At 70.5% G+C, this 26020-nt stretch carries 16 protein-coding genes and 2 pseudogenes; 7 read left to right on the top strand and 11 right to left on the bottom strand.

Annotated features, from left to right (window positions below):
• Nucleotide 1: 1 nt before the first annotated feature.
• Both ACZ69I_RS11450 and ACZ69I_RS11445 read right to left on the bottom strand, forming a co-directional pair.
• Nucleotides 2-952, bottom strand: a complete 951-nt coding sequence (locus tag ACZ69I_RS11450) for a carbohydrate ABC transporter permease (RefSeq protein WP_470831704.1) — start codon at nucleotides 950-952, stop codon at nucleotides 2-4.
• Nucleotides 952-2319, bottom strand: a complete 1368-nt coding sequence (locus ACZ69I_RS11445; RefSeq protein WP_470831703.1) for an ABC transporter substrate-binding protein — start codon at nucleotides 2317-2319, stop codon at nucleotides 952-954. Before ACZ69I_RS11445 ends, ACZ69I_RS11450 begins: the two co-directional genes overlap by 1 nt.
• Nucleotides 2320-2669: 350 nt before the next feature.
• Between ACZ69I_RS11445 and ACZ69I_RS11440 the strand changes: the two genes are divergently transcribed.
• The 5 genes from ACZ69I_RS11440 to ACZ69I_RS11420 all read left to right on the top strand — a co-directional run bounded on the left by ACZ69I_RS11440 (nucleotide 2670) and on the right by ACZ69I_RS11420 (nucleotide 11072).
• Nucleotides 2670-7013: a discoidin domain-containing protein gene (locus tag ACZ69I_RS11440; RefSeq protein ID WP_470831701.1), complete on the top strand. Its 4344-nt coding sequence runs from the start codon at nucleotides 2670-2672 to the stop codon at nucleotides 7011-7013.
• Between the two features lie 158 nt (nucleotides 7014-7171).
• Nucleotides 7172-8182: a LacI family DNA-binding transcriptional regulator gene (locus ACZ69I_RS11435; RefSeq protein WP_470831699.1), complete on the top strand. Its 1011-nt coding sequence runs from the start codon at nucleotides 7172-7174 to the stop codon at nucleotides 8180-8182.
• A 104-nt stretch (nucleotides 8183-8286) separates the two neighbouring features.
• Nucleotides 8287-9639 carry a ricin-type beta-trefoil lectin domain protein gene (locus tag ACZ69I_RS11430; protein WP_470831697.1) on the top strand — a complete coding sequence of 451 codons (1353 nt, stop codon included), beginning with the start codon at nucleotides 8287-8289 and terminating at the stop codon, nucleotides 9637-9639.
• A gap of 240 nt (nucleotides 9640-9879) precedes the next feature.
• On the top strand, nucleotides 9880-10362 hold the full coding sequence (locus tag ACZ69I_RS11425; protein WP_389718704.1) for an Lrp/AsnC family transcriptional regulator: 483 nt from the start codon (nucleotides 9880-9882) through the stop codon (nucleotides 10360-10362).
• A 26-nt stretch (nucleotides 10363-10388) separates the two neighbouring features.
• A complete protein-coding gene (locus ACZ69I_RS11420; protein ID WP_470831696.1) occupies nucleotides 10389-11072 on the top strand; it encodes an HAD family hydrolase in 684 nt (227 codons plus the stop codon).
• Between the two features lie 33 nt (nucleotides 11073-11105).
• Here ACZ69I_RS11420 and aspA read toward each other — a convergent pair whose 3' ends face one another.
• A complete protein-coding gene (gene aspA, locus ACZ69I_RS11415; protein WP_470831695.1) occupies nucleotides 11106-12524 on the bottom strand; it encodes an aspartate ammonia-lyase in 1419 nt (472 codons plus the stop codon).
• Nucleotides 12525-12635: 111 nt separating this feature from the next.
• Nucleotides 12636-13673, bottom strand: coding sequence for an asparaginase (locus ACZ69I_RS11410; RefSeq protein WP_467676000.1), 1038 nt, complete (start codon nucleotides 13671-13673; stop codon nucleotides 12636-12638).
• 141 nt (nucleotides 13674-13814) lie between these two features.
• On the opposite strand from ACZ69I_RS11410, the gene ACZ69I_RS11405 reads away from it, so the two are divergent.
• On the top strand, nucleotides 13815-14270 hold the full coding sequence (locus tag ACZ69I_RS11405; RefSeq protein ID WP_470831693.1) for an Lrp/AsnC family transcriptional regulator: 456 nt from the start codon (nucleotides 13815-13817) through the stop codon (nucleotides 14268-14270).
• Between the two features lie 144 nt (nucleotides 14271-14414).
• Nucleotides 14415-15467 (top strand): chitinase, encoded by a 1053-nt coding sequence (locus ACZ69I_RS11400; RefSeq protein ID WP_467676004.1) that lies wholly within the window; start codon nucleotides 14415-14417, stop codon nucleotides 15465-15467.
• Here the strand turns inward: ACZ69I_RS11400 and pulA are convergent.
• The 7 genes and pseudogenes from pulA to ACZ69I_RS11365 form a co-directional block, all read right to left on the bottom strand.
• Nucleotides 15457-18039, bottom strand: a pseudogene (pulA, locus tag ACZ69I_RS11395) (pullulanase-type alpha-1,6-glucosidase); the annotation flags it as partial. The gene ACZ69I_RS11400 and the pseudogene pulA sit on opposite strands and share 11 nt — an antisense overlap.
• Nucleotides 18040-18280: 241 nt before the next feature.
• Nucleotides 18281-19678: pseudogene (locus ACZ69I_RS11390) on the bottom strand (alpha-amylase); the annotation flags it as partial.
• A 98-nt stretch (nucleotides 19679-19776) separates the two neighbouring features.
• Nucleotides 19777-20832 (bottom strand): LacI family DNA-binding transcriptional regulator, encoded by a 1056-nt coding sequence (locus ACZ69I_RS11385; protein WP_470831692.1) that lies wholly within the window; start codon nucleotides 20830-20832, stop codon nucleotides 19777-19779.
• The gene (locus ACZ69I_RS11380; RefSeq protein WP_470831690.1) at nucleotides 20829-22532 is read right to left on the bottom strand and encodes a glycoside hydrolase family 13 protein; all 1704 of its coding nucleotides are present in this window, start codon (nucleotides 22530-22532) and stop codon (nucleotides 20829-20831) included. The genes ACZ69I_RS11385 and ACZ69I_RS11380 overlap by 4 nt, the downstream gene beginning before the upstream one ends.
• Before the next feature lie 42 nt (nucleotides 22533-22574).
• Nucleotides 22575-23426, bottom strand: coding sequence for a sugar ABC transporter permease (locus ACZ69I_RS11375; protein ID WP_470832039.1), 852 nt, complete (start codon nucleotides 23424-23426; stop codon nucleotides 22575-22577).
• A 59-nt stretch (nucleotides 23427-23485) separates the two neighbouring features.
• On the bottom strand, nucleotides 23486-24496 hold the full coding sequence (locus tag ACZ69I_RS11370) for a carbohydrate ABC transporter permease (RefSeq protein ID WP_467676012.1): 1011 nt from the start codon (nucleotides 24494-24496) through the stop codon (nucleotides 23486-23488).
• A 21-nt stretch (nucleotides 24497-24517) separates the two neighbouring features.
• Nucleotides 24518-25789 carry an extracellular solute-binding protein gene (locus ACZ69I_RS11365; protein ID WP_467676014.1) on the bottom strand — a complete coding sequence of 424 codons (1272 nt, stop codon included), beginning with the start codon at nucleotides 25787-25789 and terminating at the stop codon, nucleotides 24518-24520.
• Nucleotides 25790-26020: the final 231 nt, after the last annotated feature.

The following is a 26020-nucleotide window of genomic DNA, read 5'->3' as shown; positions in this document are numbered from 1 at the left end:
GTCACTCCTTGGCGGCGCGGGTGACCCGCAGGTAGAGGGCGGAGAAGGCGGCCAGGACGAGCAGGAGGAGCAGGCTGAGCGCGCTGGCGGTGCCGAAGTCGTTGTAGACGAAGGCGTACCGGTAGACCAGGAACATCACCGTCACCGTGGAGTCCTCGGGCCCGCCGCCGGTCATCACGTACGGCTCGGTGAACACCTGCATGGTCGCGACGATCTGGAGCAGCAGCAGGACGAGGAGCACGAAGCGGGTCTGCGGGACGGTGACGTGGCGCAGGCGCTGCCATACGTCGGCGCCGTCCAGCTCGGCCGCCTCGTACAGCTCGCCGGGGATGGTCTGCAGGGCGGCGAGGTAGATGAGGGTCGTGGTGCCCATGTTCGCCCAGGTCGAGACGATGACCAGGGAGATCAGTGAGGTGGACGAGGAGTCCAGCCAGGCCGAGGTCGGCAGGTGCAGCGTGCGCAGGATCTCGTTGAGCAGTCCGGGTCCCGGGTCGTAGAACCACTTCCACATCAGGGCCACGACCACGGGCGGCAGCATCACCGGCAGGTAGACCAGGACCCGGAAGTACGCCCGCGCGTGCCGGAACTCGTTGAGGAGCACCGCTGTCAGGAACGGCACGGCGAAGCCGAGCAGCAGGGCGTACAGGGTGAACAGGCCGGTGTTCTTCCAGGCGGTGAGGAACAGCGGGTCGTTGAAGAGCTTCTCGAAGTTGGCGAAGCCCGCCCAGGTGTTCCCGGTGGCGAAGTTGACGTGCTGGAAGCCGAGGATCACGTTCCGGACGATCGGCCACCACGAGAACAGCGCGAAGACGACCACGGCGGCGCTGAGGAACCCGTATGCCGTGAGGTGTTCGCGCAGGGCGCGGCGCCGGGCGGCGAACCGCCGTCGGGGAGCGGGTGGCGGCGCGGGCGCGGCCGTGTCCCGGGGCGGGGCCTTGAGCGACATGCTCATCAGGAGGCGTCGTAGATCGCGTCGACCTTGTCCTCGGCACTGTCGAGGAGGGCGTCGATGTCGGCGTCCTTCTTGGTGAGGACGGCCTGCATCACGGAGTCGAGGACCGCGTAGACCTCCTGGGCCCTGGGGGGTTCGATCACGCCGGGGATCTTCGGCGCGGCGTCCATGAAGGCCTGGTAGTTGCCGGTCGGCATGGTGGCGCTGTCCTGCTTGACCTTCTCGATCCGGTCGCGGACGGAGCCCTTGAAAATGTCGGGGACCATGGGCATCGGGATGCCGACGGGGAGCTTGGCCTCGGCGTAGTCCGCGACGTTCTTCTCGATGAGGTCGGGGTTGAGGTAGCGCCACTGGATCCACTTGACGCCGGCCTTGATCTTCGCGGGGGACGCCTTGGCGTTGAACATGTAGCCTTCGCCGCCGAGCAGCGTGGCCTTCGCGTCCGGTACCGGGGCGAGCGCGTAGTCCTCGTACTTCCCGCCGAACTGCTTGGCGATGACGGTGATGTTGTCGGCCGCCGAGACGTACATGCCGAGCTTGCCCGACCCCATCATCCGCTGGACGTCCTCGACCTGGAGCAGCTGCTTGCTGCCCATCGAACCGTCCTTCCAGCGCATGTCGTGCAGGTCCTGGAGGGTCGCCCTGCCCTCGGCCGAGTTGAACGCCGCCTTCCAGCCGCCGCCGCTCTCCCGGGCGATACGGCCGCCGCGGGAGTAGAGCTCCGCGGTGAAGTGCCAGCCGCCCTGGTTGTTCTTGGAGAAGTCCGCGTAGCCGACGTTGTCGTCGCCGAGACCCGCGATGCTCCTGGCCGCCCTGCGGACGTCGGCCCAGGTCTTCGGCGGCTTGTCGGGGTCGAGGCCAGCCTTCTCGAAGAGGGCGCGGTTGTAGACGAGGCCCATCGAGTAGTTCGACGTCGGCAGGCCGTACTGGTGGCCCTGCTCGTCCTGGAAGATCTTCATCAGCGGGTCCTGGATGTCGCCGCGGCGCGGCATGTCCTCGACGGCGTCGCTGATGTCCGCGACCTGCTTCTTCTCGATGAGGGGCCGGGTGTCGGTGAAGTAGACGTAGAAGACGTCCTCCAGCTTGCCGCCCGCCAGTTTCGCGTTGAAGGTCTTCGGGTCCATGAAGCCCTCGTGCGGCACGACGTCGATGTCCGGGTTGGCCTTCTCGAACCGCGCCACGTGCCGGTCGAAGAGCGTGCGCTCGAAGGCCTGGGTCTTGGGCGGCTGCCCGTTGACGTCGAGTTTGACCCTGCCTCCCGAGTCCGCGTCGGATTCGTCGCTGCTGGTGCCGCAGGCGGACGTGGCGACCAGCGCGAGAACGGTGACGGTGGCGAGTGCGAGCGTTCGGCTGCTCATGGATGACATCGGGAGACCCCCTCCGGGTCGTGCTCCACGGCGCGAAGGCGCGCCGGGCCGGCGGCGCGTGGGCGACCCTGACGGGCACGGCCGGTCCGCCGCGGTGCTGTGGCTGTCGGGTGCGGCGCACACTCAACCACCGGCGACAGACCAACACAATATCTCGCGCATACATTGCAAAAACCTGATCACCCTTGCCAGCAAGGCCAGTTCACCGTTCGGCGCGGGCCAGGAAGGGCCGGAATCACACGGTCACAACTTCCGCTTCCGCTGTGGCCAGATTGACAGTTCTCTGCAACTCTCCAACTTCACCGCGCCAAATCTTGCGCGCAGACCCACGTGAGGGAGTGGTGAGACCCATGAGCCGCAGCAGGCCCGCTCAGGGCAGGACGCCGACACGAAGATCCCGACGGGAACGGCCGATCAGCCGGAGATGGCGGTCCTTCGCCGCCGCCCTCGCCGCCACCCTGCTCCTCCTTGGCCTCCCCGCGCTGACCGCCACCGCGGCGGGCGGCCCCGACCTGGCCGCGGGCAAGCCCGCCAAGGCGAGCAGCAGCAAGGACGCTTACGGGGCGGCGAACATCACCGACGGCAACTCGGCCACCTACTGGGAGAGTTCGGGCAGCGACCTGCCGCAGTGGGTACAGGTGGACCTCGGCCGCACCGCTCGCGTCGACGAGGTGGTCCTCGAACTGCCTCCGTCCTGGGAGGCCCGCAGGCAGACGCTCGCGGTCCAGGGCAGCCCGGACGGCACCGGATTCAGCACGCTCGCCGCGTCGGCATCCCACTCCTTCGCGCCCGGCGACGGCAACGCGGTGACGGTCCGCTTCCCCGCCGCGCAGACCCGCTTCGTCCGTCTGCACATCACCGCCAACACCGGCTGGCCCGCGGCGCAGCTCTCCGGCCTGCGGGTGCACGCGGCGGAGGACGCCTCGCGGAACCTGGCGCTGGGCAGGACCCTCAAGGCCTCCGGCCACACCGAGGACTACGTCGCCGCGCGCGCCAACGACGGCAATCGTGACACCTACTGGGAGAGCGAGAACGGCAAGCTGCCGCAGTGGATCCAGGCCGACCTCGGCGCCTCGTCCCGCGTCAACCAGGTCGTCCTGCGCGTGCCCGTCGGCTGGAACACCCGCAGCCAGACCCTGAAGCTCCAGGGCAGCGACAACGGCACGGACTTCACCGACCTGACCGCCACGAAGGACCATGCCTTCAGCGACGCGACGGACCACTCCGCCACGCTGTCCTTCGACACCGCCACCACGCGGTACGTGCGCGTCCTGATCAGCGCCAACACCGCCCGCAGCGCAGGGCAGCTGTCCGAGCTGGAGATCTACGGCCCGACGACCGGCGACACCCAGGCACCCACCGCGCCCGAGAACCTCACCCTCACCGAGACCGACCCCGGCCGGCCCAGGCTCGCCTGGGACGCGGCCACCGACGACAAGGGCGTGGCCGCCTACGACGTGTACGCCGACGGGGAGCTGCGCACCAGCGTCGCCGGTGACGCGCGCACGTACACGGACACGCAGCCCGCGAGCGCCACCGTCACCTACTACGTCCGGGCCCGCGACGCGGCGGGCAACGCCTCGCCGAACAGCAACTCCGTCGTGCGCAAGGGGAGTTCGGGCGACACGCAGGCCCCCACCGCGCCCTCGAACCTCGCCTTCACGCAGCCTTCCGGCGGCGAGGTCAAACTGGTCTGGGGCTCTTCCACGGACAACGTGAAGGTCACGGCGTACGACGTCTACGCCGACGGCAAGCCGCTCAAGACCGTGGGCGGTGACGTCACGACGTACACCGATCAGCGGGCGGCCGGTGACACGGTCTCGTACGCGGTGCGCGCCCGCGACGCGGCGGGGAACGTCTCGGCCTTCAGCAACACCGTGACCCGCCCCGGGGCGGGCGCCGGCTCGAACCTGGCCGAGGGCAAGCCGATCACCGCGTCCTCGGTGATCCACACCTATGTCGCGGAGAACGCCAACGACGGGCAGGCGTCCACGTATTGGGAGGGCGCCGCGGGCAGTTACCCGAACACGCTGACCGTGAAGCTGCGCGCCGACGCTGACGTCGACGCGGTCGTGGTGAAGCTCAGTCCCGACCCCGCCTGGGGCCCGCGCACCCAGACGGTGGAGGTCCTCGGCCGCAAGCAGAACGCCACGGAGTTCACCACGCTCAAGGAGGCCGAGGGGTACTCCTTCAGCCCCTCCGGCAACCAGAACACCGTCACCGTCCCGCTCTCCGCGCGCGTCGCCGACGTCCGCCTGAAGTTCACCGCGAACAGCGGGGCGACGGCCGGGCAGGTCGCCGAGTTCCAGGTCATGGGCACCCCCGCGCCCAACCCCGACCTGGAGGTCAGCAAGCTGACGTACGCCCCCGAAGCCCCGGACGAGTCCGACGAGCTCACCCTCGGCGCGACCGTGCACAACGGTGGCAGGGAGGCGTCCGCCGCCAGTGACGTCACGTTCCGGCTCGGCGGCGACAAGGCCGGCACGGCGCCGGTCGGCGCCCTCGGCGCGGGCGATTCGGCGACCGTGAGCGTCAAGGTCCCGGCGCGCGACGCGGGTTCGTACGCGTTCGCCGCGACCGTCGACGAGGCGGACAAGGTCATCGAGCAGGACGAGGGGAACAACACCCGCACCAGTCCGACGCCGCTGACCGTCGAGCCGGTGCGCAGCTCCGACCTGGTCGCGTCGCAGGTGAGCTGGACGCCGAGCGCGCCCGCGGCCGGCAAGGAGGCCGCCTTCAGCGTCGCGATCAAGAATCAGGGCACGCAGGACTCCGCGTCCGGCGCCCACGGCATCGCGCTGACCCTGCGGAACGCCAAGGGCGAGACGGTCAAGGCCCTGACCGGTACGTACGACGGGGTGATCGGCGCGGGCGACACCACGGCCCCGGTCAGGCTCGGCGCGTGGACGGCCGCCAACGGCCGCTACACGGTCGAGGTCGTCCTCGCCGACGACGCCAACGAGGTCCCGGCCAAGCGCGAGAACAACACCAGCACCCGGCCGCTGTTCGTCGGCCGCGGCGCCGCCATGCCGTACGACACGTACGAGGCGGAGGACGGAGTGCTCGCAGGCGGCGCGAAGGTCGTCGGGCCCAACCGCACCATCGGCGACCTGGCGGGCGAGGCCTCGGGCCGCAGGGCCGTCACGCTCGACTCGACCGGGTCCTCGGTGGAGTTCACGGCCGACCGGCCCACGAACACCCTGGTCACCCGCTTCTCCATCCCGGACGCGCCGGGCGGCGGAGGGACCGAGGCGACGTTGAACGTGTACGTCGACGGGGTCTTCCGCAAGGCCGTCGACCTCACCTCCAAGTACGCCTGGCTGTACGGCGCGGAGGCCTCGCCCGGCAACTCGCCCGGGGACGGCCCGGCCCGCCACATCTACGACGAGGCGCACCTCCTGCTCGGCGAGACGGTGCCGGCCGGCAGCAGGATCAAGCTGCAGAAGGACGGCGCCAACACCTCCCGCTACGCGATCGACTTCGTCGACCTGGAGAAGACCGCGCCGAGGGCGAACCCGGACCCGGGCGCGTACGTCGTCCCCGCCGGGTTCGCGCACCAGGACGTGCAGAACGCCCTCGACAAGGTCCGGATGGACACGACCGGAAAGCTGACCGGCGTGTACCTGCCGCCCGGCGACTACGAGACGAGCAGCAAGTTCCAGGTGTACGGCAAGGCCGTGCAGGTGGTGGGCGCCGGGCCCTGGTACACCCGCTTCCACGCACCGGCCGCCCAGCAGAACACCGACATCGGGTTCCGCGCCGACGCGGGCGCGAAGGGCTCGTCCTTCTCGGGCTTCGCCTACTTCGGCAACTACACGTCGCGCATCGACGGTCCGGGCAAGGTGTTCGACTTCCAGAACGTATCCGACATCACCATCGACGACATCTGGAACGAACACATGGTGTGCCTGTACTGGGGCGCCAACACGGACCGCATGACCATCAAGAACTCACGGATCCGCGACATGTTCGCCGACGGCATCAACATGACCAACGGCAGCACGGACAACCTCGTCGCGAACAACGAGGCCCGCGCGACGGGCGACGACAGCTTCGCCCTGTTCTCGGCCATCGACGCCGGTGGCGCGGACATGAAGAACAACGTCTACGAGAACCTGACCTCGCTGCTGACCTGGCGCGCGGCGGGCGTCGCCGTCTACGGCGGCTACAACAACACCTTCCGCAACATCCGCATCGCCGACACCCTGGTCTACTCCGGGATCACGATCAGCTCCCTGGACTTCGGCTACCCGATGAACGGCTTCGGCACCGAACCCACGACCTTCGAGAACGTCTCCATCGAGCGGGCGGGCGGCCACTTCTGGAACGGCCAGACCTTCCCGGGGATCTGGCTGTTCTCCGCCTCGAAGGTCTTCCAGGGGATCCGCATCAACAACGTCGACATCACGGACCCCACGTACCACGGGATCATGTTCCAGACGAACTACGTGGGCGGGCAACCGCAGTTCCCCGTCAAGGACACGGTCCTGCGGGACATCACCATCACGGGCGCACGCAAGAGCGGTGACGCCTTCGACCACAAGTCGGGCTTCGGCGTCTGGGCCAATGAGATGCCCGAGGCCGGACAGGGGCCCGCGGTGGGCGAAGCCACCATCCACAACCTGAAGTTGAACGGCAACGCACAGGACATCAAGAACACCACCTCCACCTTCAAGCTGAACATCGAGCCCTGACCGGCACGGAAGGGAGCGGCGGGCCTCGGCCGTCCGGGACGCGGGCGGCCGGGGCCCTCCGGCCTTCCCTTCCCTGCCTGCAACACCTCAACAACTCACTGAAGAAAGTGGCGCACAGGACAGTAACTCGCTTGCGCTGCTTGCTATATGGTTGCGCGATGACGCGACGACTTGCTCAAGTTGCGAAGAAGGTGGGGGTGAGCGAGGCCACGGTCAGCCGTGTCCTCAACGACAAGCCCGGTGTCTCCGCAGCGACACGACAGTCCGTACTGACGGCGCTTGACGTCCTCGGTTACGAGCGGCCGACGCAGCTGCGCGGGGAGCGCGCCCGGCTCGTCGGCCTCGTCCTGCCGGAGCTGCAGAACCCCATCTTCCCGGCGCTCGCCGAGGTCATCGGCGGTGCCCTCGCCCAGCAGGGGCTCACGCCCGTGCTCTGCACGCAGACCAGGGGTGGGGTCTCCGAGGCGGACTACGTGGAGCTCCTGCTCCAGCAGCAGGTCTCCGGCGTCGTGTTCGCGGGGGGCTTCTTCGCCGAGACCGACGCCCCGCACGACCACTACCACCAGCTCGCGGAGCGGAAGATCCCGGTCGTCCTCATCAACGCGTCGATCGAGGGCCTCGACTTTCCCTGCGTCGCGTGCGACGACGCCGTCGCCGTCGAGCAGGCCTGGCGCCATCTCGCCTCGCTCGGACACGAGCGGATCGGCCTGCTGCTCGGCCCGTCCGACCACGTGCCCTCCCATCGCAAGCTCGAAGCGGCCCGGCTCGTCGCGCGGGCGGCGGGCACGGAGCTGGCCGACGCGTTCGTGGAACGGTCGATCTTCTCGCTGGAGGGCGGCCAAGCGGCCGCCACCCGTCTGCTGGGGCGCGGCGTCACCGGCATCGTCTGCGGCAGCGACCCGCTCGCGCTGGGAGCCATCAGGGCGGCCCGCCGCCGGGGGCTCTCCGTCCCCACCGACGTCTCGGTCGTCGGGTACGACGACTCGGCCTTCATGACCTGCACGGAGCCGCCCCTGTCGACGGTGCGCCAGCCCATCGAGGCGATGGGCCGCGCGGCGGTCGACCTGCTGTGCGCGCAGATCCAAGGCAACCAGGCCCACCCCGGCGAGCTGCTCTTCGAGCCCGAGCTCGTCGTTCGCGGTTCCACGGCGCAACGGTCGGCGGGCTGAACCGGCCGCCGCCCCTGCCGCACCCCAACTGGCGCAACAGCCACGGCACTTCACACCTATCATCTGTTCGGCACATCGCTGTTCAGTGAGAGGACAACGGGGACTTGAGTTCCATACGCAAGCGCGGCGCGCGCAAGCGCCGCATCGTCATGGCGGCGGTGGGTGCGGTGGCCGCCGTCGCGGCAGGGGCACAGCTGTCGCCCGCCGCGTTCGGCACGAGCACGGGCCCCGGTTCCGGCTCCGGTTCCGGTTCGGGCTCCGGCGACAAGGACCCGCGGACCACGTACGCGGCCGCGGGCCACACCGAGACGGATGACTTCGGCTCCTCCGGCGCGGACGGCACGGCGTTCCGGAACGGGGTCATGAACCTCGGGACGGCTCCCGCCGCGCCCTCCGCGGCCTCGTCGCGGCGGGCCGCCGCCGCTCCCCCGCACGGCGTGGGGTGGAAGTCGGGCGGCCAGTCCAAGTACCTCGGCACCGGCTACACCATCAAGTTCTACGACAAGAGGGCCGCGGACTGGCTGGCCCCCTATGTGAAGCGGTCGGCGGCGGACCTGCGGCGCGTGACGAACCTGCCCATCGCCGTCGACACGCACCCGGTCGGCTGGGACTACACGAGGCCCAGGGGCGAGATCGTCGTCGGACTCCTGAAGCGGCCGTGCATCCCGCCCGCGGACGGCGGCTCCACCGGCTGGAAGGTGGTCCGTGACGGTTCCGGCAGCAAGAACCTGAGCTGCGGCTTCTTCTCCTCGTCCGTCGCGGACACGGTGACCAGCGGGCACGCGTACATCGACGACGAGTTCTTCACCGCCGACGGCAGGCCGGCGCCCTCCATGGGCGAGACGTACATGCGCAACCACATCAGCCACGAGCTCGGGCACACGATGGGCCTCACGCACGCCAACCGCAGCGCGACGCGCGGCGACTGCGTCAAGGGCACCGACTCCGGCGAGTTCCCGGTGATGTGCACGCCCACCACCGCCTACCAGGACAAGCGCGCGGGCACCTATGTCCAGCAGTTCGACATGCAGGGTCTGCGCCACCTGGCGCGCGGCGGCGGCGCGGCGCTTCCCCCGCAGGGCAAGGTGACCGGCATCGGCCGCAAGTGCCTCGACGTCAAGGGCGGCAAGGCGGCCAACGGCACGCAGATCCAGCTCTACGCCTGCAACGGCGGCGTGGCGCAGTCGTGGATCCTGCAGAAGGACGGCGCGTTCCGGGCGCTCGGCAAGTGCCTGGACAACGACCGCAACCGCGGCACCAACGGCAACAGGATCACCCTTTCCGACTGCACCGGCGGCGCGTCCCAGCGCTGGTCGGTGAACGCGAAGGGCCAGATCGTGCACGTCGCGTCCGGCAAGGTCCTCGACGTGACGGGCGGCTCCACCGCCAACGGCACGAAGGTCCAACTGCACTCGGCGAACACGTACAAGCGCCAACTCTGGACCACCCCGAAGTAGCCACCTCGGGGCCTGTGTCACCTCCCCGGCCGCGCGACCACCGCATCCCTGACCTCACCGACCCAGTGCCGCCCGTCGAGATCGAACTGCGGCCTGACCTCGAGATCAACCGTGTCCAGGTGGCCGCGCGGCACGTCGAAGGCGAACTCCGCGGTGCCCGGGACGGCGCAGCCGCGCGGGTGGGGGCAGCGGCTACAGTCGCCTGCGATCGGCCCCGCTCACCTGGGAGAACCTCGCGCCATGACCGTCGACGCACTCGACACCCGCATCCTTCGGCTGCTCCTTGAGCAGCCGCGCACCAGTCTGCGCGAGTACGCGCGCGTGCTCGGTATCGCCCGTGGCACGCTGCAGGCCCGGCTCGACCGCATGGAGCGCGACGGCGTGATCACGGGTACGGGGCCGTTCCTCTCCCCCGCGGCGCTCGGTCACCCCGTGCTCGCGTTCGTGCACATCGAGGTCACGCAGGGGCACCTGGACGAGGTGGGGAACGCGCTGGCCGCCGTGCCCGAGATCATCGAGGCGCACTCGATCACGGGCGGCGGCGATCTGCTGACCCGGGTCGCGGCCCGGGACAACGGGCACCTCGAAGACGTCGTCCAGCAGCTGATCAACCTGCCGGGCGTGGTGCGCACCCGGACCGAGATGGCGCTGCGGGAGCGGGTGCCGCACCGGCTCCTCCCGCTGGTCGAGTCGGTGGGCAGGTCGGCCGCGGGACCGGGATGACCAGGCCGTTTGGCATGCTGGAGATCATGAGCACCTTCGGCACGACCTCGGTCGTCTTCGACCTCGACGGCACCCTCGTGGACAGCGAGCCCAACTACTACGAAGCCTCGCGGGCCCTGCTCGCGGACTTCACGGGCCGGGAGTACACCTGGGCCGACAACGAGCGGTACGTCGGCATCAGCTCCCACGAGACGCTCGCGCAGTGGAAGCGGGAGTACGGGATCGAGGCGCCGGTGACCGAGCTCCTCGCCGACCTCGACCGCCGCTACCTGGCGCTGGCCCGCGCGGCGACCCCCGTCTACCCGGAGATGCGGGGGCTCGTCGAGCGGCTCCACGACGCGGGCGTGCCGATGGCGGTCGCGTCCGGGTCCTCCCGCGCGGCCATAGACGCCGTCCTGGACGGCACGGGCCTCGCCGACCGACTGACCACGTTCGTCTCCGCCGAGGAGGTCCCGCGCGGCAAGCCCGCGCCGGACGTGTTCCTCGCGGCGGCCGCCCTGCTCGGCGCGGAGCCCGCGGACTGCGTCGTCTTCGAGGACGCGGCGCCGGGGGCGATGGCGGCGCACGCGGCCGGAATGCGCTGTGTGGCGATCCCCTACGTGGCGGCGCACGCCGACGACCCGTCGTTCGCGCAGGCGGACCTGCTCTTCCGCGGCGGCCAGGCCGAGTTCACGGCCCAGGCCGCCCTGGACATCCTGGCGTCCCGGTAGGAGCGCGGGGAAAACCCGCCCCAGAGGGCCCGCTCAGGCGGCGCCGGCCACCCGCTCGGGAGTGAGCAGCTCGGCCAGCCGCTCCGGCGGCAACAACCCCTTCTCCAGGACGAGTTCGGCGACGCCACGCCCCGTACTGAGCGCCTCCTGCGCGATCTCCGTGGCCGCGGTGTAGCCGATGTGCGGGTTGAGCGCGGTGACCAGGCCGATGGACGTCTCCACGGAGTGGCGCAGCACCTTCGTGTTGGCGGTGATGCCCGCCACGCACCGCGTGGCGAGCGTCCCGCAGGCCGCGCGCAGCGAGGTGATGCTCTTGGCCAGCGAGTGCAGGATGATCGGCTCGAAGGCGTTGAGCTGCAGCTGCCCCGCCTCCGCGGCCATCGTGATGGTGACGTCGTTGCCGATCACCTCGAAGGCCACCTGGTTGACGACCTCGGGAATGACCGGGTTGACCTTGCCCGGCATGATGCTCGAACCGGCCTGCACCGGCGGCAGGTTGATCTCGTTGAGCCCCGCACGCGGCCCCGACGAAAGAAGCCGCAAGTCGTTGCAGCTCTTGGAGAGCTTGACCGCGATCCGCTTCAGGACGCCGGACAGATGCACGAACGCGCCGCAGTCCTGCGTCGCCTCGACGAGGTTGGCGGCGGTCACCAGGGGCATGCCGGTGATCTCGGCGAGGTGACGGCGGGCCGTCTCCGCGTATCCGGCGGGGGCGTTGAGGCCCGTGCCGATGGCGGTGGCGCCGAGGTTGATCTCGTGGATCAGCTCGACGGCCTCGGCCAGCCGCATGCGGTCCTCGTCGAGCATCACCGCGTACGCGGAGAACTCCTGGCCGAGCGTCATCGGCACCGCGTCCTGGAGCTGCGTACGCCCCATCTTCAGGACGTCACGGAACTCCAGCGCCTTCGCCGCGAACGCGTCCTGCACGGACGACATCGCGCGCAGCAGCCCGTGCACCGCGCTGATCGTCGCGACCTTCACGGCGGTCGGGTAGACGTCGTTGGTGGACTGGCTGAGGTTGACGTCCTCGTTGGGGTGCAGGTGCTCGTACGCGCCCTTGGGGTGGCCGAGGAGCTCCAGCGCCCGGTTGGCGACGACCTCGTTGGCGTTCATGTTGGTGGAGGTGCCCGCACCGCCCTGGATGACGTCGACGACGAACTGGTCGTGCAGGCGCCCCTCGCGGATCTCCCGGCAGGCCGCGGCGATCGCGTCGGCCTTGGCCTTCGGGAGCAGCCCCAGCTCCTCGTTGGCGCGGGCGGCGGCCTCCTTGACGGCGGCGAGCGCGTTGATCAGCTGGGGGTACACGGAGATCGGGATGCCCGTGATGGGGAAGTTCTCCGTGGCGCGCAGGGAGTGGATGCCCCAGTAGGCGTCGGCGGGGACGTCGCGGTCGCCGAGCAGGTCGTGCTCACGGCGGAGGGCAGGGGCGGGGGTGGGGGTGGGGCTGCTCATGGTGTGGTGCTGTTCTCTTCCGGCGCGGGGCGCCCCGTCAGGGGCGCGGGGAACTGCGCGGCCGGCCACAACCGGCCCGCAGCAGTCTCATCGGTCCTGCGAGGCGGCGGCTCAGGCGGCCTGGCCCGTGGCGTCGTCCGTGACCGCAGGTGCCGATTCACCGACGATGCGGCGCAGCCGAGCCGTGCGCACGCCCGGGTCGCCGGCCGAGAGCAGCGCGGCGAGCAGCGCCGTACGCGCCTGTCCCGCGCGCAACGTGCCGGTGAGGACCGCGCCCGCGGCCGAGAGGTCGACGGCGCCGCCGTGCGTGTAGATCTCGGTGACGGGGCCGCCCTGGACGCGGGTGGTGAGGGCGACCACGACGCCGCGCTCTATGGCGGCGGTGACGGCGGCGACGAACTCGGGGGTCGCGTTGCCCGCGCCGGTGGCGACGAGCACGATGCCCTCGGCGCCCGCCTCGACCGCGGTCTCCAGGAACAGCGGGTCGGCGTCGACGTGGTGCATGACCATGTCGATGCGCGGCAGGGATCCGGTCGGGACGGCCGCGGGCAGGGGCAGCGGCTCGGGCCGCGCCGGGCGGTGCAGTATCGAGACCTTGCCGAAGCCGACCTTGCCGACGGGCGGGCCCGACGGGTCCGCGAAGGCGTCGGCGGCGAGGGTCTGGGTCTTCACGGTGCCGCGCGCGGCGTGCACCTTGCCGTCGAAGACGACCAGGACGCCGAGGTCCCGCACGGTGGCGGCGGTGAGCAGCGCGTCGTAGAGGTTGCCGGGTCCGTCGCCGTCCTCGGCGCCGAGCGGCTTCTGGGCGCCGGTGAAGACGACCGGGCGGGGGTCGTCGTGGTGCAGGTCGAGCAGGTAGGCGGACTCTTCGAGGGTGTCCGTGCCGTGGGTGACGACGATGCCGTCGACGCCGGGGTCGGCGAACACCTCGTGCACGGTGCGCAGCAGGGTGAGCTGCTGGGCGGAGGTGAGGCGCGGGCTGTTCACGTTGAAGAGGTCGATGACCTCGGAGGCTATGCCGTGGGGTATCGAGGCCGTGGCGAGCACCTCGCGGCCGGGGGCGTCGGCGGCGAAGCCGGTCCCCTGCCAGCGGCTCGCGATCGTCCCGCCGGTGCTGATGACGACGACCCGTCGCGCCTGTGCTTCCACGTCTGCGTACCTCCCAGGAATCCTGTGGACCACGAGCCCCCCGAGTGGCGGACGGTCCGGGCGCAAGGATAGATCGAACATTACGCAATGTGTTTGCCAAGATCCGGCTCACTTGCAATATAAGTAGGGGATAATTGCGCCATGGACGAGATCGACCGCAATATCTTGCGCGAACTGCAGAACGACGGCCGACTGACCAACCAGGAACTGGCCGCGCGGGTCGGCCTCAGCCCGTCGCCCTGCATGCGCCGGGTCCGCCAGCTGGAACTGGACGGCGTGATCCAGGGGTACCGCGCGGTCGTCGACCCGGAAGCCGTCGGCCGCGGGTTCGAGGTCCTTGTCTCCATCGAGGTGCGGCGCGACCGCGAGACGGTCGAGGCGTTCGAGGCCGCGCTGAAGGACATCCCGGACGTCATCGAGGCGTATCGCCTGTTCGGGAGCCCCGGCTGCCTGCTGCGGATCGCCGTCGCGGACCTCGCCGCGTACGAGCGCCTCTGGATCGAGCGGCTCACGGCGCTGGCGGGGGTCACCGAGGTCAACTCCCAGATCATCATGAAGCGGATCAAGGAACCGGAGGGACTCCCGGTGGACGGCTGAGGGCTCCGGGGCGGCACCCGCGCACCACCACGCCTCCACCCCTCCTTTGGTACAGACCTATTGACGGCTGGTCCGGACCTGCCTAGCGTGACGCCTCGCACCACGCACGTCTCCTCCTCCCCCCTCGCAGCCAAGGAGCCCCGCGTGTTCGGTCGGACGTTACGCCTGCTGGGGTCGGCCATCGCGCTGGCCTGTGTCGCACAACTACCGGCCGCCGCCGCGGCCCCCGCCGCGCCCGCCGGGGACACCTGCGCGACCAAGCCGAAGCCCGCGGGGAAGGTGCTCCAGGGGTACTGGGAGAACTGGGACGGCGCCTCCAACGGCGTGCACCCGCCCTTCGGCTGGACCCCCATCACCGACAGCCGCATCAAGCAGCACGGCTACAACGTGATCAACGCGGCGTTCCCCGTGATCCGCTCGGACGGCACGGTCCTGTGGGAGGACGGGATGGACGCGACGGTGAAGGTCGCCACCCCCGCCGAGATGTGCCAGGCCAAGGCGGACGGTGCCACCATCCTCATGTCCATCGGTGGCGCGGCGGCCGGGATCGACCTGAATTCCAGCAGCGTCGCCGACCGCTTCGTCGAGACGATCGTGCCGATCCTGAAGAAGTACAACTTCGACGGCATCGACATCGACATCGAGACCGGACTCGTGGGCAGCGGCAACATCAACCAGCTCTCCGCCTCGCAGTCCAACCTCATCCGCATCATCGACGGCGTGCTGGCGAAGATGCCGGCCGGCTTCGGCCTCACGATGGCCCCCGAGACGGCGTACGTCACCGGCGGCAGCGTCACGTACGGCTCGATCTGGGGCGCCTACCTGCCCATCGTCAAGAAGTACGCCGACAACGGCCGCCTGTGGTGGCTCAACATGCAGTACTACAACGGCAGCATGTACGGCTGCTCCGGCGACTCCTACTCCGCGGGCACGGTCCAGGGCTTCACCGCCCAGACCGACTGCCTCAACAAGGGCCTGGTCATCCAGGGCACCACCGTCAAGGTCCCCTACGACAAGCAGGTCCCCGGCCTCCCCGCCCAACCGGGCGCCGGCGGCGGCTACATGTCCCCGAGCCTGGTGTCCCAGGCCTGGAACCGCTACAGCGGCGCCCTGAAGGGCCTGATGACCTGGTCCATCAACTGGGACGGGTCGAAGGGCTGGACCTTCGGGGACAACTTCAAGCGGCTCACCGGCTGACCTCGAAGACGGCGACCGTCCGCGCGGGGACGGCGAAGGTGCCCGAACTCCGCTCGTAGGACGCCGACTTGACGGCCCGGTCGGCGCCGGAAGCCTGCACCCTGTGCAGGGCATAGCGCGTCGCCTCGGCGGAGGCGACGCGCTGCCGCTGCTCCCGCGGGGTCGCGTTGAACACGACCACCAGGTCACCCAGCTTCATGGTGATGACGCCGGGCGTCTCGGCCGCGGTGCCGGACAGCGGGAAGGAGAGGGCCGACTGGACCTGCCCGGCCGTGGCGAGGGAGAAGGCGGGCTCGGTCGTCCGTATCCTCAGCAGGTCCCGGTACGCGGCCGACGCGCCGTCGATCTCCGCGCAGCCGGGGGTCAGCGTCCGCCAGGCGGCCAACAGGGGCTTGGCGTAAGACCACTTGTCCCTGTTGTCGACGGCCGGTGGCAGGCCGCGGCCGAACCCGTTGCCCGCCCGGCAGTTCCAGTGGATGGCGTTGAACCAGTCGCCGCTGTCGAACGAGTTGCGGTCGAGGGACTTCGAGCGCAGCAGGTCCGTGCCGGCCTGGGAGAGCGCCGGGCCCTGGGCGAGGGAGGCGGTCGCCATCGCGAGGACCTGCATGCGGGCGCGGTCGGCCGCCGTCGTGCCCCGGGGCAGCTTGAAGGCGAGCGCGTCGTACAGCGATTCGTTGTCGTGCGCGTCCGCGTAGGAGACGGCGTCGCCCGGAGCGGCCGCGTATCCGGCGGGGGCTCCGTTGTAGTCGACCTCGGAGCCGTTGACCCTGCGGCCCGCCGAGTCGGTGAAGCGGAAGCCCGCGAGGTGGCCCGAGAGGCCGACCTTGATGAGGTCCTGGTAGTGGAGGAGGCGGGCCTTCTGCTCGGCCGGAGTGCCGTTCGCCTCCGACGCGTTGGGGTCGGTGTACAGGCCGCTCGCGAAGCCCTGCACACCCGGGTCGCCGTCGAAGGGCCCGCCGCCGCGCAGCGCGTCGCGGGACCGGTCGGAGAAGGTCGCGACGCCGGTGCCCGCCATGTTGCGCTGGGTGGCCTGGACGAAGCGGGCGTCGTCGGCGACCTCCCCGAAGTTCCACCCCTCGCCGTACAGGACGATGCTCTTCCCGTCGACGCCGTCCTCCGCCACGGTCAGCGCGTCGAGGGCCTTGCGGACGGCCAGGATGTTGGCCTTGGGGTGGTGTCCCATCAGGTCGAAGCGGAAGCCGTCGACCTTGTACTGCCTGGCCCAGGTGACGATCGAGTCGACGACGAGCTTGCCCATCATGGCGTTCTCGGGAGCCGTGTTGGCGCAGCAGGTGGAGGTCGTCACCGTGCCGTCGGCCGCGAGGCGCTGGTAGTAGCCGGGCACGATCTTGTCGAGGACGGACTGGTCGGCCTGACCGCTCGCCACGGTGTGGTTGTAGACGACGTCCATCACCGTGCGCAGGCCCGAGCCGTTCAGGCCCTGCACCATCCTGCGGAACTCGACCGTGCGGCGGGTGCCGTCGGCGTCGCTGGCGTACGAGCCCTCGGGGACGGTGTAGTGCAGCGGGTCGTAGCCCCAGTTGTACGCGTCCCGCGCGGCGCTCCTGGAGACGCACGCCTGCTGTTCGTCGGAGTCGGGGGCGTACGACGGCAGGTCGCAGTCGGGGGCGGACCGCCCGGAGGGGCGCTCGGGGACGGTGCCGAAGTCGAAGGCGGGCAGCAGGTGCACGTACGACGTCCCGGCGCGGGCGAGGCGGCGCAGGTGCCGCATCCCGTCGGACTTCTCGTCCGTGAAGGCCAGGTACTGACCGGGATGTCCCGACGTGCGGTCCTCGACGGAGAAGTCGCGGATGTGCAGCTCCTGGATCTGCGCGTCGCGCAGCGGGACCGCCTTCGGCTTGCGGAGCGTGGCCCAGCCATCGGGCGCGAGGTCCGGATCGTCGAGGTCGACGGCGAGGCTGCGCGCGGAGTCGGCGGTGAGGGCGGTCGAGTAGGGGTCGGTGACCTTGTTGGTGACGACCTTCCCGACGCTCGGCGCCCAGACCTTCACGACGTAGCGGTAGGCCTTGCCCGACCAGCTCCGGGGCCCGCTCGCCGACCAGACGCCCGAGGCGGAGTCGCGGCGCATCGCAACCAGGCGTCCGCCGATGTCCAGGGAGACCCGCTGCGCGGTGGGGGCCCATACGGAGAGGGCCGGGCGGCCGTGGGGGAAGCGGGGGCCGAGGGCCGCCCCGGCGGCCGCGCTCGCGTACAGGTCGTCGAGGACGCCCTGGGTCTGGACGCCGGTGGCGGCGCGCAGGGTGCCGTCGGCGGAGCGTGCGGTGGCGACGAGTTGGCCGGTGAGGGCGGAGCGGACGCGGGCGCGGTCCCGGGGGTCGACGGTGAAGGCGGCGTAGTCCTTGAGGTGCGGGTACTTGGCCTTCTGGGCGTCGGTGAGGCCGCCGCCCGCCCGGCTGAGGCGGATCCGGTGGGCGGCGCCGTGGAGGCCGCCGTCCTTGATCGTGAGGCCGCCGTGGGGTGCGTAACGGAGTTCGTGGGCGGTGCCCGTGCCGATGTCCCAGGCGAGGGTGGACCGGTCGATCCACTGGGCCCGCGACGTCGAGAGGTCCAGGCCGTCGGCGGGCTCGGCCGAGGCGGACGGCGCCGGCGCGGCGAGCGGCGCGGCCGCCGCCGTCACGGTCGCCGGCGCGGTGGCGGCGAGCAGGGCGAGGGCCACGGTCACGGCGGTGCGGCGCGGGGAGCCGGTCACGGAGAGTTCTCCTTGCGGGGAGGCGAGGGGTGCGGGGAAGGGGTGCGGCCGCCCGGCTGCGGGGATACGGAGGGGCCGGGCGGCCGGGCCGAGGGGCCGGTCAGCAGTTCCTGGCCCCGGTGTGCAAAGCGAGCGCGGTGTTCGGGGCGACGGAGGCGGTGAACCGGCCCGAGCCGTCCACGGTGACCTTCCTGCCGCTCTGAACGTCGCAGTACGTGCCGCCCGCCAGGGAGGTCTGGAAGGTCCGCGCGACGGCGGCGCCCTCATGGTTGATGACGGCGTACGCCTTGTCGCCGCGGCCGAAGGCGATGGCGTCGTTGCCGTTGTCCCACCAGTCGGTGACCGACGAACCGCGCGCGGTGTTGCGGAACTTGACCATGCCGCGGATCTCCGGCCAGGCGTGCTGGCACTTCCAGCCGTCGCTGTAACAGGCCTTCACCTGCCCGCCGCGCGGCGACCCGGCGTCGGTGTCGCTGAACTCGTAGCCGGAGTGGACGTCGGGGGAACCGTAGGGCCAGGCCAGCATGAAGACGTGCGCGAGGGTGTAGTTGGCGCCGTCCTTGTAGCTGAGGGTCTGGCCGTGGCGCTCGGTGTCGTGGTTGGTGACGAACACCGAGGCCGTGCCGCTCGGCAGATAGCCCCAGCCCTCGCCGAAGTTCTTCAGGTAGGAGAGCTTCTCGTCGTTGAAGACGCGCTTGAGGTCCCAGGCGTAGCGGAACTCCTGGGGGTCACCGGTGCCGGTGTACTCGCTCGGGGAGACCGCCTCGCCCGCGCCGTACAGGGTCTCCTGCTTCCAGTACACGCCCGGGTTGCTCAGCCTCGACTTGATGTTTTTCAGGTCCTCGACCGGTATGTGCTTGGCCGCGTCGACACGGAAGCCGTCCACGCCGAGCGAGAGGAGGTCGTTCATGTACGTGGCGATGCGGCCGCGCACGTACTCCTCGCCGGTGTCGAGGTCGGCCAGGCCGCCCAGTTCGCAGTGCTGTACGTTCCAGCGGTCCCGGTAGTCGCTGATGGCGGCCTTGCAGTCGTCCATGTCGGCGGCCGAGTACGTGCCCGGGTAGTCGTACTTGGAGAAGGCGGAGCCCGCCGAGCCGGTGCCGGAGGCGTTGGTCATGTGGTTGATCACCGCGTCGGCGACGACCTTCACCCCGGCGGAGTGGCAGGTGTCGACCATGGCCTTGAAGGCGGCCCGGTCACCGAGCCGGGAGCCGATCCTGTAGCTGACCGGCTGGTAGGCGGCCCACCAGGCGTTGCCCTGAAGCCGCTCCTGGGGCGGTGACACCTGCACGTATCCGTAGCCGTCCGGGCCGAGGCGGTCCGTGCAGGCCCTGGCCACCGAGGCGAAGTTCCACTCGAAGAGGACGGCGGTGACGTCCTTGGCGCCGGGCGGCGCGGCCTGGGCGGCGGGGGCTCCGGCGACGAGGCCGCCCGCCGCCCCCGCAAGGAGGGCGAGCGCGGCCGCGATGGGCCTGCGGCGTCTGCTGATCCGGCCGGTCATGGGTACCTCCTGCGCGTTGGGGGAACCTGCGGCAACTTCTTGCTGCAAGTCAGCACAAGTTGTTGCGGGTTGGACCGTATGGCGCCCCCGGCACGGGGTCAACCCTGCGGACACACCCCGGTGGAACCCCGCACGACCAGCTCGGGCTGGAAGACGAACTCCGTGCGCTGCACGGGATTTCCGTCGATCTCCTCCAGGAGGGCGCCCACCGCGGCGGTCGCCATCGCCTGCACCGGCTGGCGGACCGTGGTCAGCGGCGGGTCGGTGAAGGCGATGAGCTGGGAGTCGTCGAAACCGACCACGGAGACGTCGCCGGGCACGGTGAGGCCGCGCTCGCGCACGGTCCTGACGGCGCCGAGCGCCATCAGGTCGCTGCCGCAGACCATCGCCGTGCACCCCAGGTCGAGCAGGGCGCCGGCCGCGGCCTGCCCGCCCTCGACCGTGAACAGGGTGCGCCGCACCAGCCGTTCGGCCTCCCGGGGCGGCACGCCGAGCATGCTGTGCAGCGCCGCCGCGAACCCCTCCGCCTTGCGCAGCGAGGGAACGTACCGGGTGGGGCCGATGGCCAGGCCGATCCGCTCGTGTCCCAGGTCGACGAGGTGGCGCACCGCCATCCGCACGGCCGAGCGGTCGTCGGGCGACACGAAGGAGCCGGGGATGCCCTCGTTGTAGCCGTTGACGAGGACGAACGGCACGTTGCGGTGGGCCAGTTCGCGGTAGCGCGCGGTGTCGGCCGTCAGGTCGGCGTGCAGCCCCGAGAGGAAGATGATCCCGCTGACGCCGCGGTCCTCCAGCTGCTCGACCAGCTCGTCCTCGGTGGCGCCGCCGGGCATCTGCGTACAGAGCATCGGGGTGTAGCCGTGCCCGGCGAGGACCTGCTCGATGACCTGCGCGAAGGCCGGGAAGATCGGGTTGGTGAGCTCGGGGATGACCAGGCCGACCAGACCGGCGCTGCGCCGCTTCAGCCGGGTGGGGCGCTCGTAACCGAGGACGTCGAGGGCGGCAAGCACCCGGCGCCGGGTGTCCGCCGCCACCCCCGTCCTGCCGTTGAGCACCCGGCTCGCGGTGGCCTCGCTGACGCCGGCCTGAGCCGCGAGGTCCAGGAGCCGCGGGGCGCCCCGGTGGGCGTCCCGCGGCACGGAGGGCAGCGTCACACCGCCCACCAGACGGTGGTGTCGGCGGGCAGCCGCACGCTCCCGTCGACGACCTCGGGCTCCTCGACGGCGAGCAGGACACGGCCGGGGGCCGGAATGCGTACGGCTTCGGCGGTGGTGTTGACGGTGCACACGAAGCCGGGCCGGGCGAACGCGAGCACGCCCTCGGGGGCGTCGAGCCACTCGATCGCCCCGCCCGCGCCGAGTCCGGGCTCCGCGCGGCGCACGGCGAGCGCACTGCGGTACAGCTCCAGGGTCGAGCCCGGGTCGCCGGTCTGCGCCTGCACGCTCAGCTTGCCCCAGTCGGCGGGCTGCGGCAGCCAGCTGCCGCCCGGCCCGAAGCCGTACGAGGGCCCCTCGACGGTCCACGGAATGGGCACCCGGCAGCCGTCCCGGAACCCGTCCTGCCCCTCGGCGCGGTGGAACGACGGGTCCTGGCGCGCCTCGTCGGGCAGGTCCGTGACGTCGGGCAGGCCGAGCTCCTCGCCCTGGTAGAGGTAGGCGGAGCCGGGCAGGGCGAGCATCAGCAGGGTCGCGGCGCGGGCCCTGCGCAGGCCGAGGGCGCGGTCGCCCGCGGTCCGCAGCTGGGTGCCGAGGCCCGGCGGGTTGGCGAGGCGCGTGGCGTGCCGGGTCACGTCGTGGTTGGAGAGCACCCAGGTGGCGGGCGCGCCCACGGGACGCATCGCGGCCAGCGACACGTCGATGACCTGGCGCAGCTCGGCGGCGTCCCACGAGGTGCCGAGGTACTGGAAGTTGAAGGCCTGGTGCATCTCGTCGGGCCGCACGTAGTGGGCGGAGCGCTCGACGGTCGGGGTCCACGCCTCGGCGACGAGGATCCGCCCACCCGTCTCCCACCGCCGCCCTTCCGAGGAGGGCCCTTCGGGCCCTGATGCGCTTCCCGCGTACTCCTCGAGCACCTGCCGCCAGCTGCGGTAGATCTCGTGCACGCCGTCCTGGTCGAAGAACGGCATGACGTCGTTGCCGAGCAGCTTGAGCTGGTCGCGGCCGCCGATGTCGGGCAGCCCGGCCTCCTTGACCAGCCCGTGCGCCACGTCGACGCGGAAGCCGTCGACGCCCATGTCGAGCCAGAAGCGCAGGATGGAGCGGAACTCGTCCCTGACGGCGGGGTGTTCCCAGTTGAAGTCGGGCTGCTCGGGCGCGAAGAGGTGCAGGTACCACTCGCCGTCGGGCACCCGGGTCCAGGCGGGCCCGCCGAAGATGGACTCCCAGTCGTTGGGCGGGAGTTGACCGTCGGCGCCCTTGCCGGGGCGGAAGTGGTAGCGCTCGCGCAGCGGGGATCGGGGCCCCTCGTCCAGCGCGCGCCGGAACCAGTCGTGGCGGTCGGATGAGTGGTTGGGCACCAGGTCCACGATGATGCGCAGGCCCAGCTCGTGGGCGTCGCGGATGACCGCGTCGGCGTCCAGGAGGCTGCCGAACATGGGGTCGATGGCCCGGTAGTCGGCGACGTCGTAGCCCGCGTCGGCCTGCGGGGACGCGTAGAACGGGCTGAGCCAGACGGCGTCGACGCCGAGGTCCCTGAGGTACGGCAGCCGGCTGCGGATGCCCGCCAGGTCGCCCATGCCGTCGCCGTTGCCGTCGGCGAAGCTGCGCGGATACACCTGGTAGATCACCGCGCCGCGCCACCAGTCCTGGTGCGTCCGGGTGGTGGGGGCGGCAGGGGCAGCGAGGTGCTGGGTCATGTCTTCCCTGGAGATCGAGTGTGGTGGGGGCGGCGGAACGCCTCAGGACTTCGTCGCGCCCGCGGTCAGGCCGGATACGAGGTGGCGCTGGGCGAAGCCGAAGATGATCGCGGCGGGCACCGCGACGATGACGGCGGCGGCCGTGAGCGAACCCCAGTCGCTGGTGTACTGGTTGACGAAGGTCTGCAGTCCGCCGGCGAGCGTGAGGTTCTCCTCGCCGGTCATGAAGGCGGAGGCGTAGGCGACCTCGGCCCAGCCGGTGATGAAGCTGTAGAACCCGGTGACGGCCAGGCCCGGCTTGGCGAGCGGCACGATGAGCCGCCAGAAGGTGCCGAAGGGGTTGAGCCCGTCCACCCGGCCCGCCTCGTCGATCTCGACGGGGATGGTGTCGAAGTACCCCTTCATCATCCAGGCGCAGAACGGCACGGCGATCGTCAGGTACGTGACGACGAGGCCGATGGGCTGGTTGAGCAGGCCCAGGTTGGCCAGGAGGTTGTACAGCGGCACGATCAGCACCGCGACCGGGAACATCTGGGTGATCAGGAGCAGCCACATCAGCGGCCGCATGCCGGGGAACTTGAAGCGGCTCACCGCGTAGCCGGTGGTGGCGGCGATGAAGACGCCGATCACCGTGGTCAGGCCCACCACGATCAGGGAGTTGAGCAGCCAGCTCGGGAACTCGGTGTCGTTCAGGACGTGGTCGTAGTTGCCGAAGGTGAAGTCCTTCACCAGGTCGGTGGAGAAGGCCTCGCTCTCCGGCTTGAACGAGGTGACCAGGAGCCACAGCGGAGGCCCCACGGCGACGGCACTGGCGAGCAGCAGCGTCAGGTGCAGGGCGATGGAGGCGAGCGGCCCGCGCTCGTCGCGCCCCCTGGGCCTGCGCTTCGCCCTCACGGCTTCGGTCGGCTTCTCGGCTTCGGCGGTCGGCTTCTCGGCTTCGGTCGGCACGGTGGTCACCACACCTCTCCCTGCTTGCGCAGCGCGCGGCGGTAGGCCACCGCGATGATCGACAGGAGGGCCAGGATGAGCACGCCCCAGGCCGCCGAGCCCGCGAAGTCGCGGGGGCTGACGACGAACGAGAGCCGGTAGGCGTACGTCACGAGGATCTCGGTGGCGTCTCCCGGGCCGCCCCTGGTCAGCAGGAAGATCACCGGGAACATGTTGAAGGTCCAGATGCCGCTGATCAGGATCACCGTGCTGGCGACGGAGCGCAGCCCCGGCAGCGTGATGTGCCGGAAGCGCTGCCAGGCGCCCGCGCCGTCCATCTCGGCCGCCTCGTACAGCTCGCCCGGGATGGACTGCAGGCCGCCGAGCATGGCGACCAGCATGAACGGCACGCCGAGCCAGACGTTGACGGTGATCACCGAAAGCTTCGCCCAGGTCGGGTCGTTGAGCCACGGGACCGCGTCGATGCCGCCGCCTTCGAGGATCTTGTTGAGGATGCCCTTCTTCTCGTTGAAGAGCAGCCGCCAGGTGAAGACCGAGACGAAGGCCGGCACGGCCCACGGCAGGATCAGCGCCATCCGGTAGAAGGAACGCCCCGTCAGCTTGCGGTTGAGCATCGTGGCGAGCGCGAGACCGAGCACGAAGGAGAGCGCGACGCAGGAGACGGTCCAGACCACGGTCCAGGTGAGGCGGTCCCAGAAGACGCCGTCGGACAGGATCGACGTGTAGTTGTCGAGCCCGACGGACTTGTACGTGGCCGGGATGTCGTTGACGCCGATGTGCCGTTCGACGTTCGCCTCGTTGGCGTCGGTCGTCGAGAGGTACATGCCCCGCACCAGCGGGTAGCCGACGATCACGCCGATCACGGTCACCACGGGGGCGACCATGGCCCACGCGTACCAGTGGGTGGCCAGCGCCCTGCGCAGCCCTCCCGGGTTCTTGGCGGGGCGGTGGCCGCGGCCGCGGATGCTCCTGGCACCCGCGGCCTTCGCCACCGACCGGCCGGTCTCGACAGCCATGGGTCGGTTCCGCCCTTCCTCTTACTTGTAGCCCTTGAGGAGCTTGCGGTAGGCGTCACCGATGCCCTTGGCGCCCTGCTCCGGCGAGGACTTGCCGCTGAGCACCTTCTCCAGCTGCAGGCGGATGGGCTCGAAGAGCGCGTTGGCCTCCGGGATCCACGGCCGCTGCACGGACTTGGCCACGGCGGGCTTGAAGAACTGCACCATCTGGTTGTCCTTGACGGACTTCACGTCGTAGACGGAGGAGCGGGTCGGCAGCAGGCTCAGCTGCTCGGTGGTCTGCTGCTGCACCTTGGCGGAGCTCATGTACTTGATGAACTCGTACGACGCGTCGAGGTTCCCCGAACCGGCGTACGCGGCGAGGTTCCAGCCGCCCTGCGGAGCGCCCTGGCGCGCGCTGCCCGCCGGGGCCGGGGCGACGCCGAGATTGCCCTTGTCGGCCTTGAACTCCTTGCCCTTCAGGGCCCCTTCGATGGACCACGGGCCGTCGAGCGCCATCGCGACGTCGCCGTCCTTGAAGGCGTTGAGCTGGTTGTTGTAGCCGTCGCTCGCGTCGGTGACCGCCGCCTTGGAGTCCACCAGGTCCTTCATCACCGAGAACGCCTTCGCGCCCTCGGCATCGTCGACGGTGACCTTCTTGTTCTTGGTGTCCAGGAGGTCGCCGCCCTCTCCGTAGAGGTACGGGAGGTAGTAGTACGGGTCGTCGCCCCGCAGGTAGAGGCCGGTCTTCCCGGACTTCGACCTGATCTTCCCCGCGGCGGACTTCACCTCGTCGAAGGACTTCGGCACGTCGACACCGGCGGCCTTGAGCATCTTCTTGTTGTAGAAGAGCGCCAGGGTGTCGATGGTCTGCGGCGCGGCGTAGGTCTTGCCCTTGAACTTCGTGCTCGCCGCGGCCTGCGGGAGGTAGTCGTCCGGCTTGTCGAGCGCGACGGTGCCGTCGAGCGGGGCGAGGTAGCCGAGCGAGGCGAAGTCCTGGGTCCAGGCGACCTCGGTGCGCATCACGTCGGGGGCGCCGGAGTTGCCGCCCGCGGCGTTCTTGAACTTGGCGTTGGCCTCGCCGAAGGGGACGTTCACATAGTCGACCTCGACGTCCGGGTGCAGCTTCTCGAAGCCCTTGGCGAGCTTCTCGTACGCGCCCTTCTCGGCGTCGTTCGAGGTGTCCCAGAAGGTGACGGTGCCGGAGAGCTTGCCGCCCTTGCCGCCGCCGCTGTCTTCGTCGTCGCCCCCGCACGCTGCCGCTGTCAGGGCCAGGGCCGCGATCAGCCCGGTGGCCGCTATGCCACGCCGCATGTGAACTCCTTCAACTGATCCCGGAATCACGGGGAGACGAGGAGGTGCCTCCTGCTGGCCGCTCTGGACGCGGCGCCGGGTTGCCAGGAACGTAACAGCGTTGGAATGTCGCCGAAAGAGCTTGCGGAAAATTTCTGCAAGCCCCGGTGATCGTTACGCCTGCGTGTCCTTACCGTTGCCGCTGTCGCGCTTGACAGCGCTGTGGGCCGTGGCTTCGGGGCCGGTCGGGAG

The organism is Streptomyces sp. NPDC036815 (genome assembly GCF_055609205.1).
Note: the sequence above shows the minus strand (reverse complement) of the source record. Positions and strands in the feature narration are given on the sequence as shown.

What these genes read in the sequence shown, in the direction of transcription:
- ACZ69I_RS11450 (WP_470831704.1), bottom strand. Translation starts at nt 952, where the DNA reads ATGAGCATGTCGCTCAAGGCCCCGCCCCGGGACACGGCCGCGCCCGCG.
- ACZ69I_RS11445 (WP_470831703.1), bottom strand. Translation starts at nt 2,319, where the DNA reads ATGTCATCCATGAGCAGCCGAACGCTCGCACTCGCCACCGTCACCGTT.
- ACZ69I_RS11440 (WP_470831701.1), top strand. Translation starts at nt 2,670, where the DNA reads ATGAGCCGCAGCAGGCCCGCTCAGGGCAGGACGCCGACACGAAGATCC.
- ACZ69I_RS11435 (WP_470831699.1), top strand. Translation starts at nt 7,172, where the DNA reads ATGACGCGACGACTTGCTCAAGTTGCGAAGAAGGTGGGGGTGAGCGAG.
- ACZ69I_RS11425 (WP_389718704.1), top strand. Translation starts at nt 9,880, where the DNA reads ATGACCGTCGACGCACTCGACACCCGCATCCTTCGGCTGCTCCTTGAG.
- ACZ69I_RS11420 (WP_470831696.1), top strand. Translation starts at nt 10,389, where the DNA reads ATGAGCACCTTCGGCACGACCTCGGTCGTCTTCGACCTCGACGGCACC.
- aspA (WP_470831695.1), bottom strand. Translation starts at nt 12,524, where the DNA reads ATGAGCAGCCCCACCCCCACCCCCGCCCCTGCCCTCCGCCGTGAGCAC.
- ACZ69I_RS11405 (WP_470831693.1), top strand. Translation starts at nt 13,815, where the DNA reads ATGGACGAGATCGACCGCAATATCTTGCGCGAACTGCAGAACGACGGC.
- ACZ69I_RS11380 (WP_470831690.1), bottom strand. Translation starts at nt 22,532, where the DNA reads ATGACCCAGCACCTCGCTGCCCCTGCCGCCCCCACCACCCGGACGCAC.
- ACZ69I_RS11370 (WP_467676012.1), bottom strand. Translation starts at nt 24,496, where the DNA reads ATGGCTGTCGAGACCGGCCGGTCGGTGGCGAAGGCCGCGGGTGCCAGG.
- ACZ69I_RS11365 (WP_467676014.1), bottom strand. Translation starts at nt 25,789, where the DNA reads ATGCGGCGTGGCATAGCGGCCACCGGGCTGATCGCGGCCCTGGCCCTG.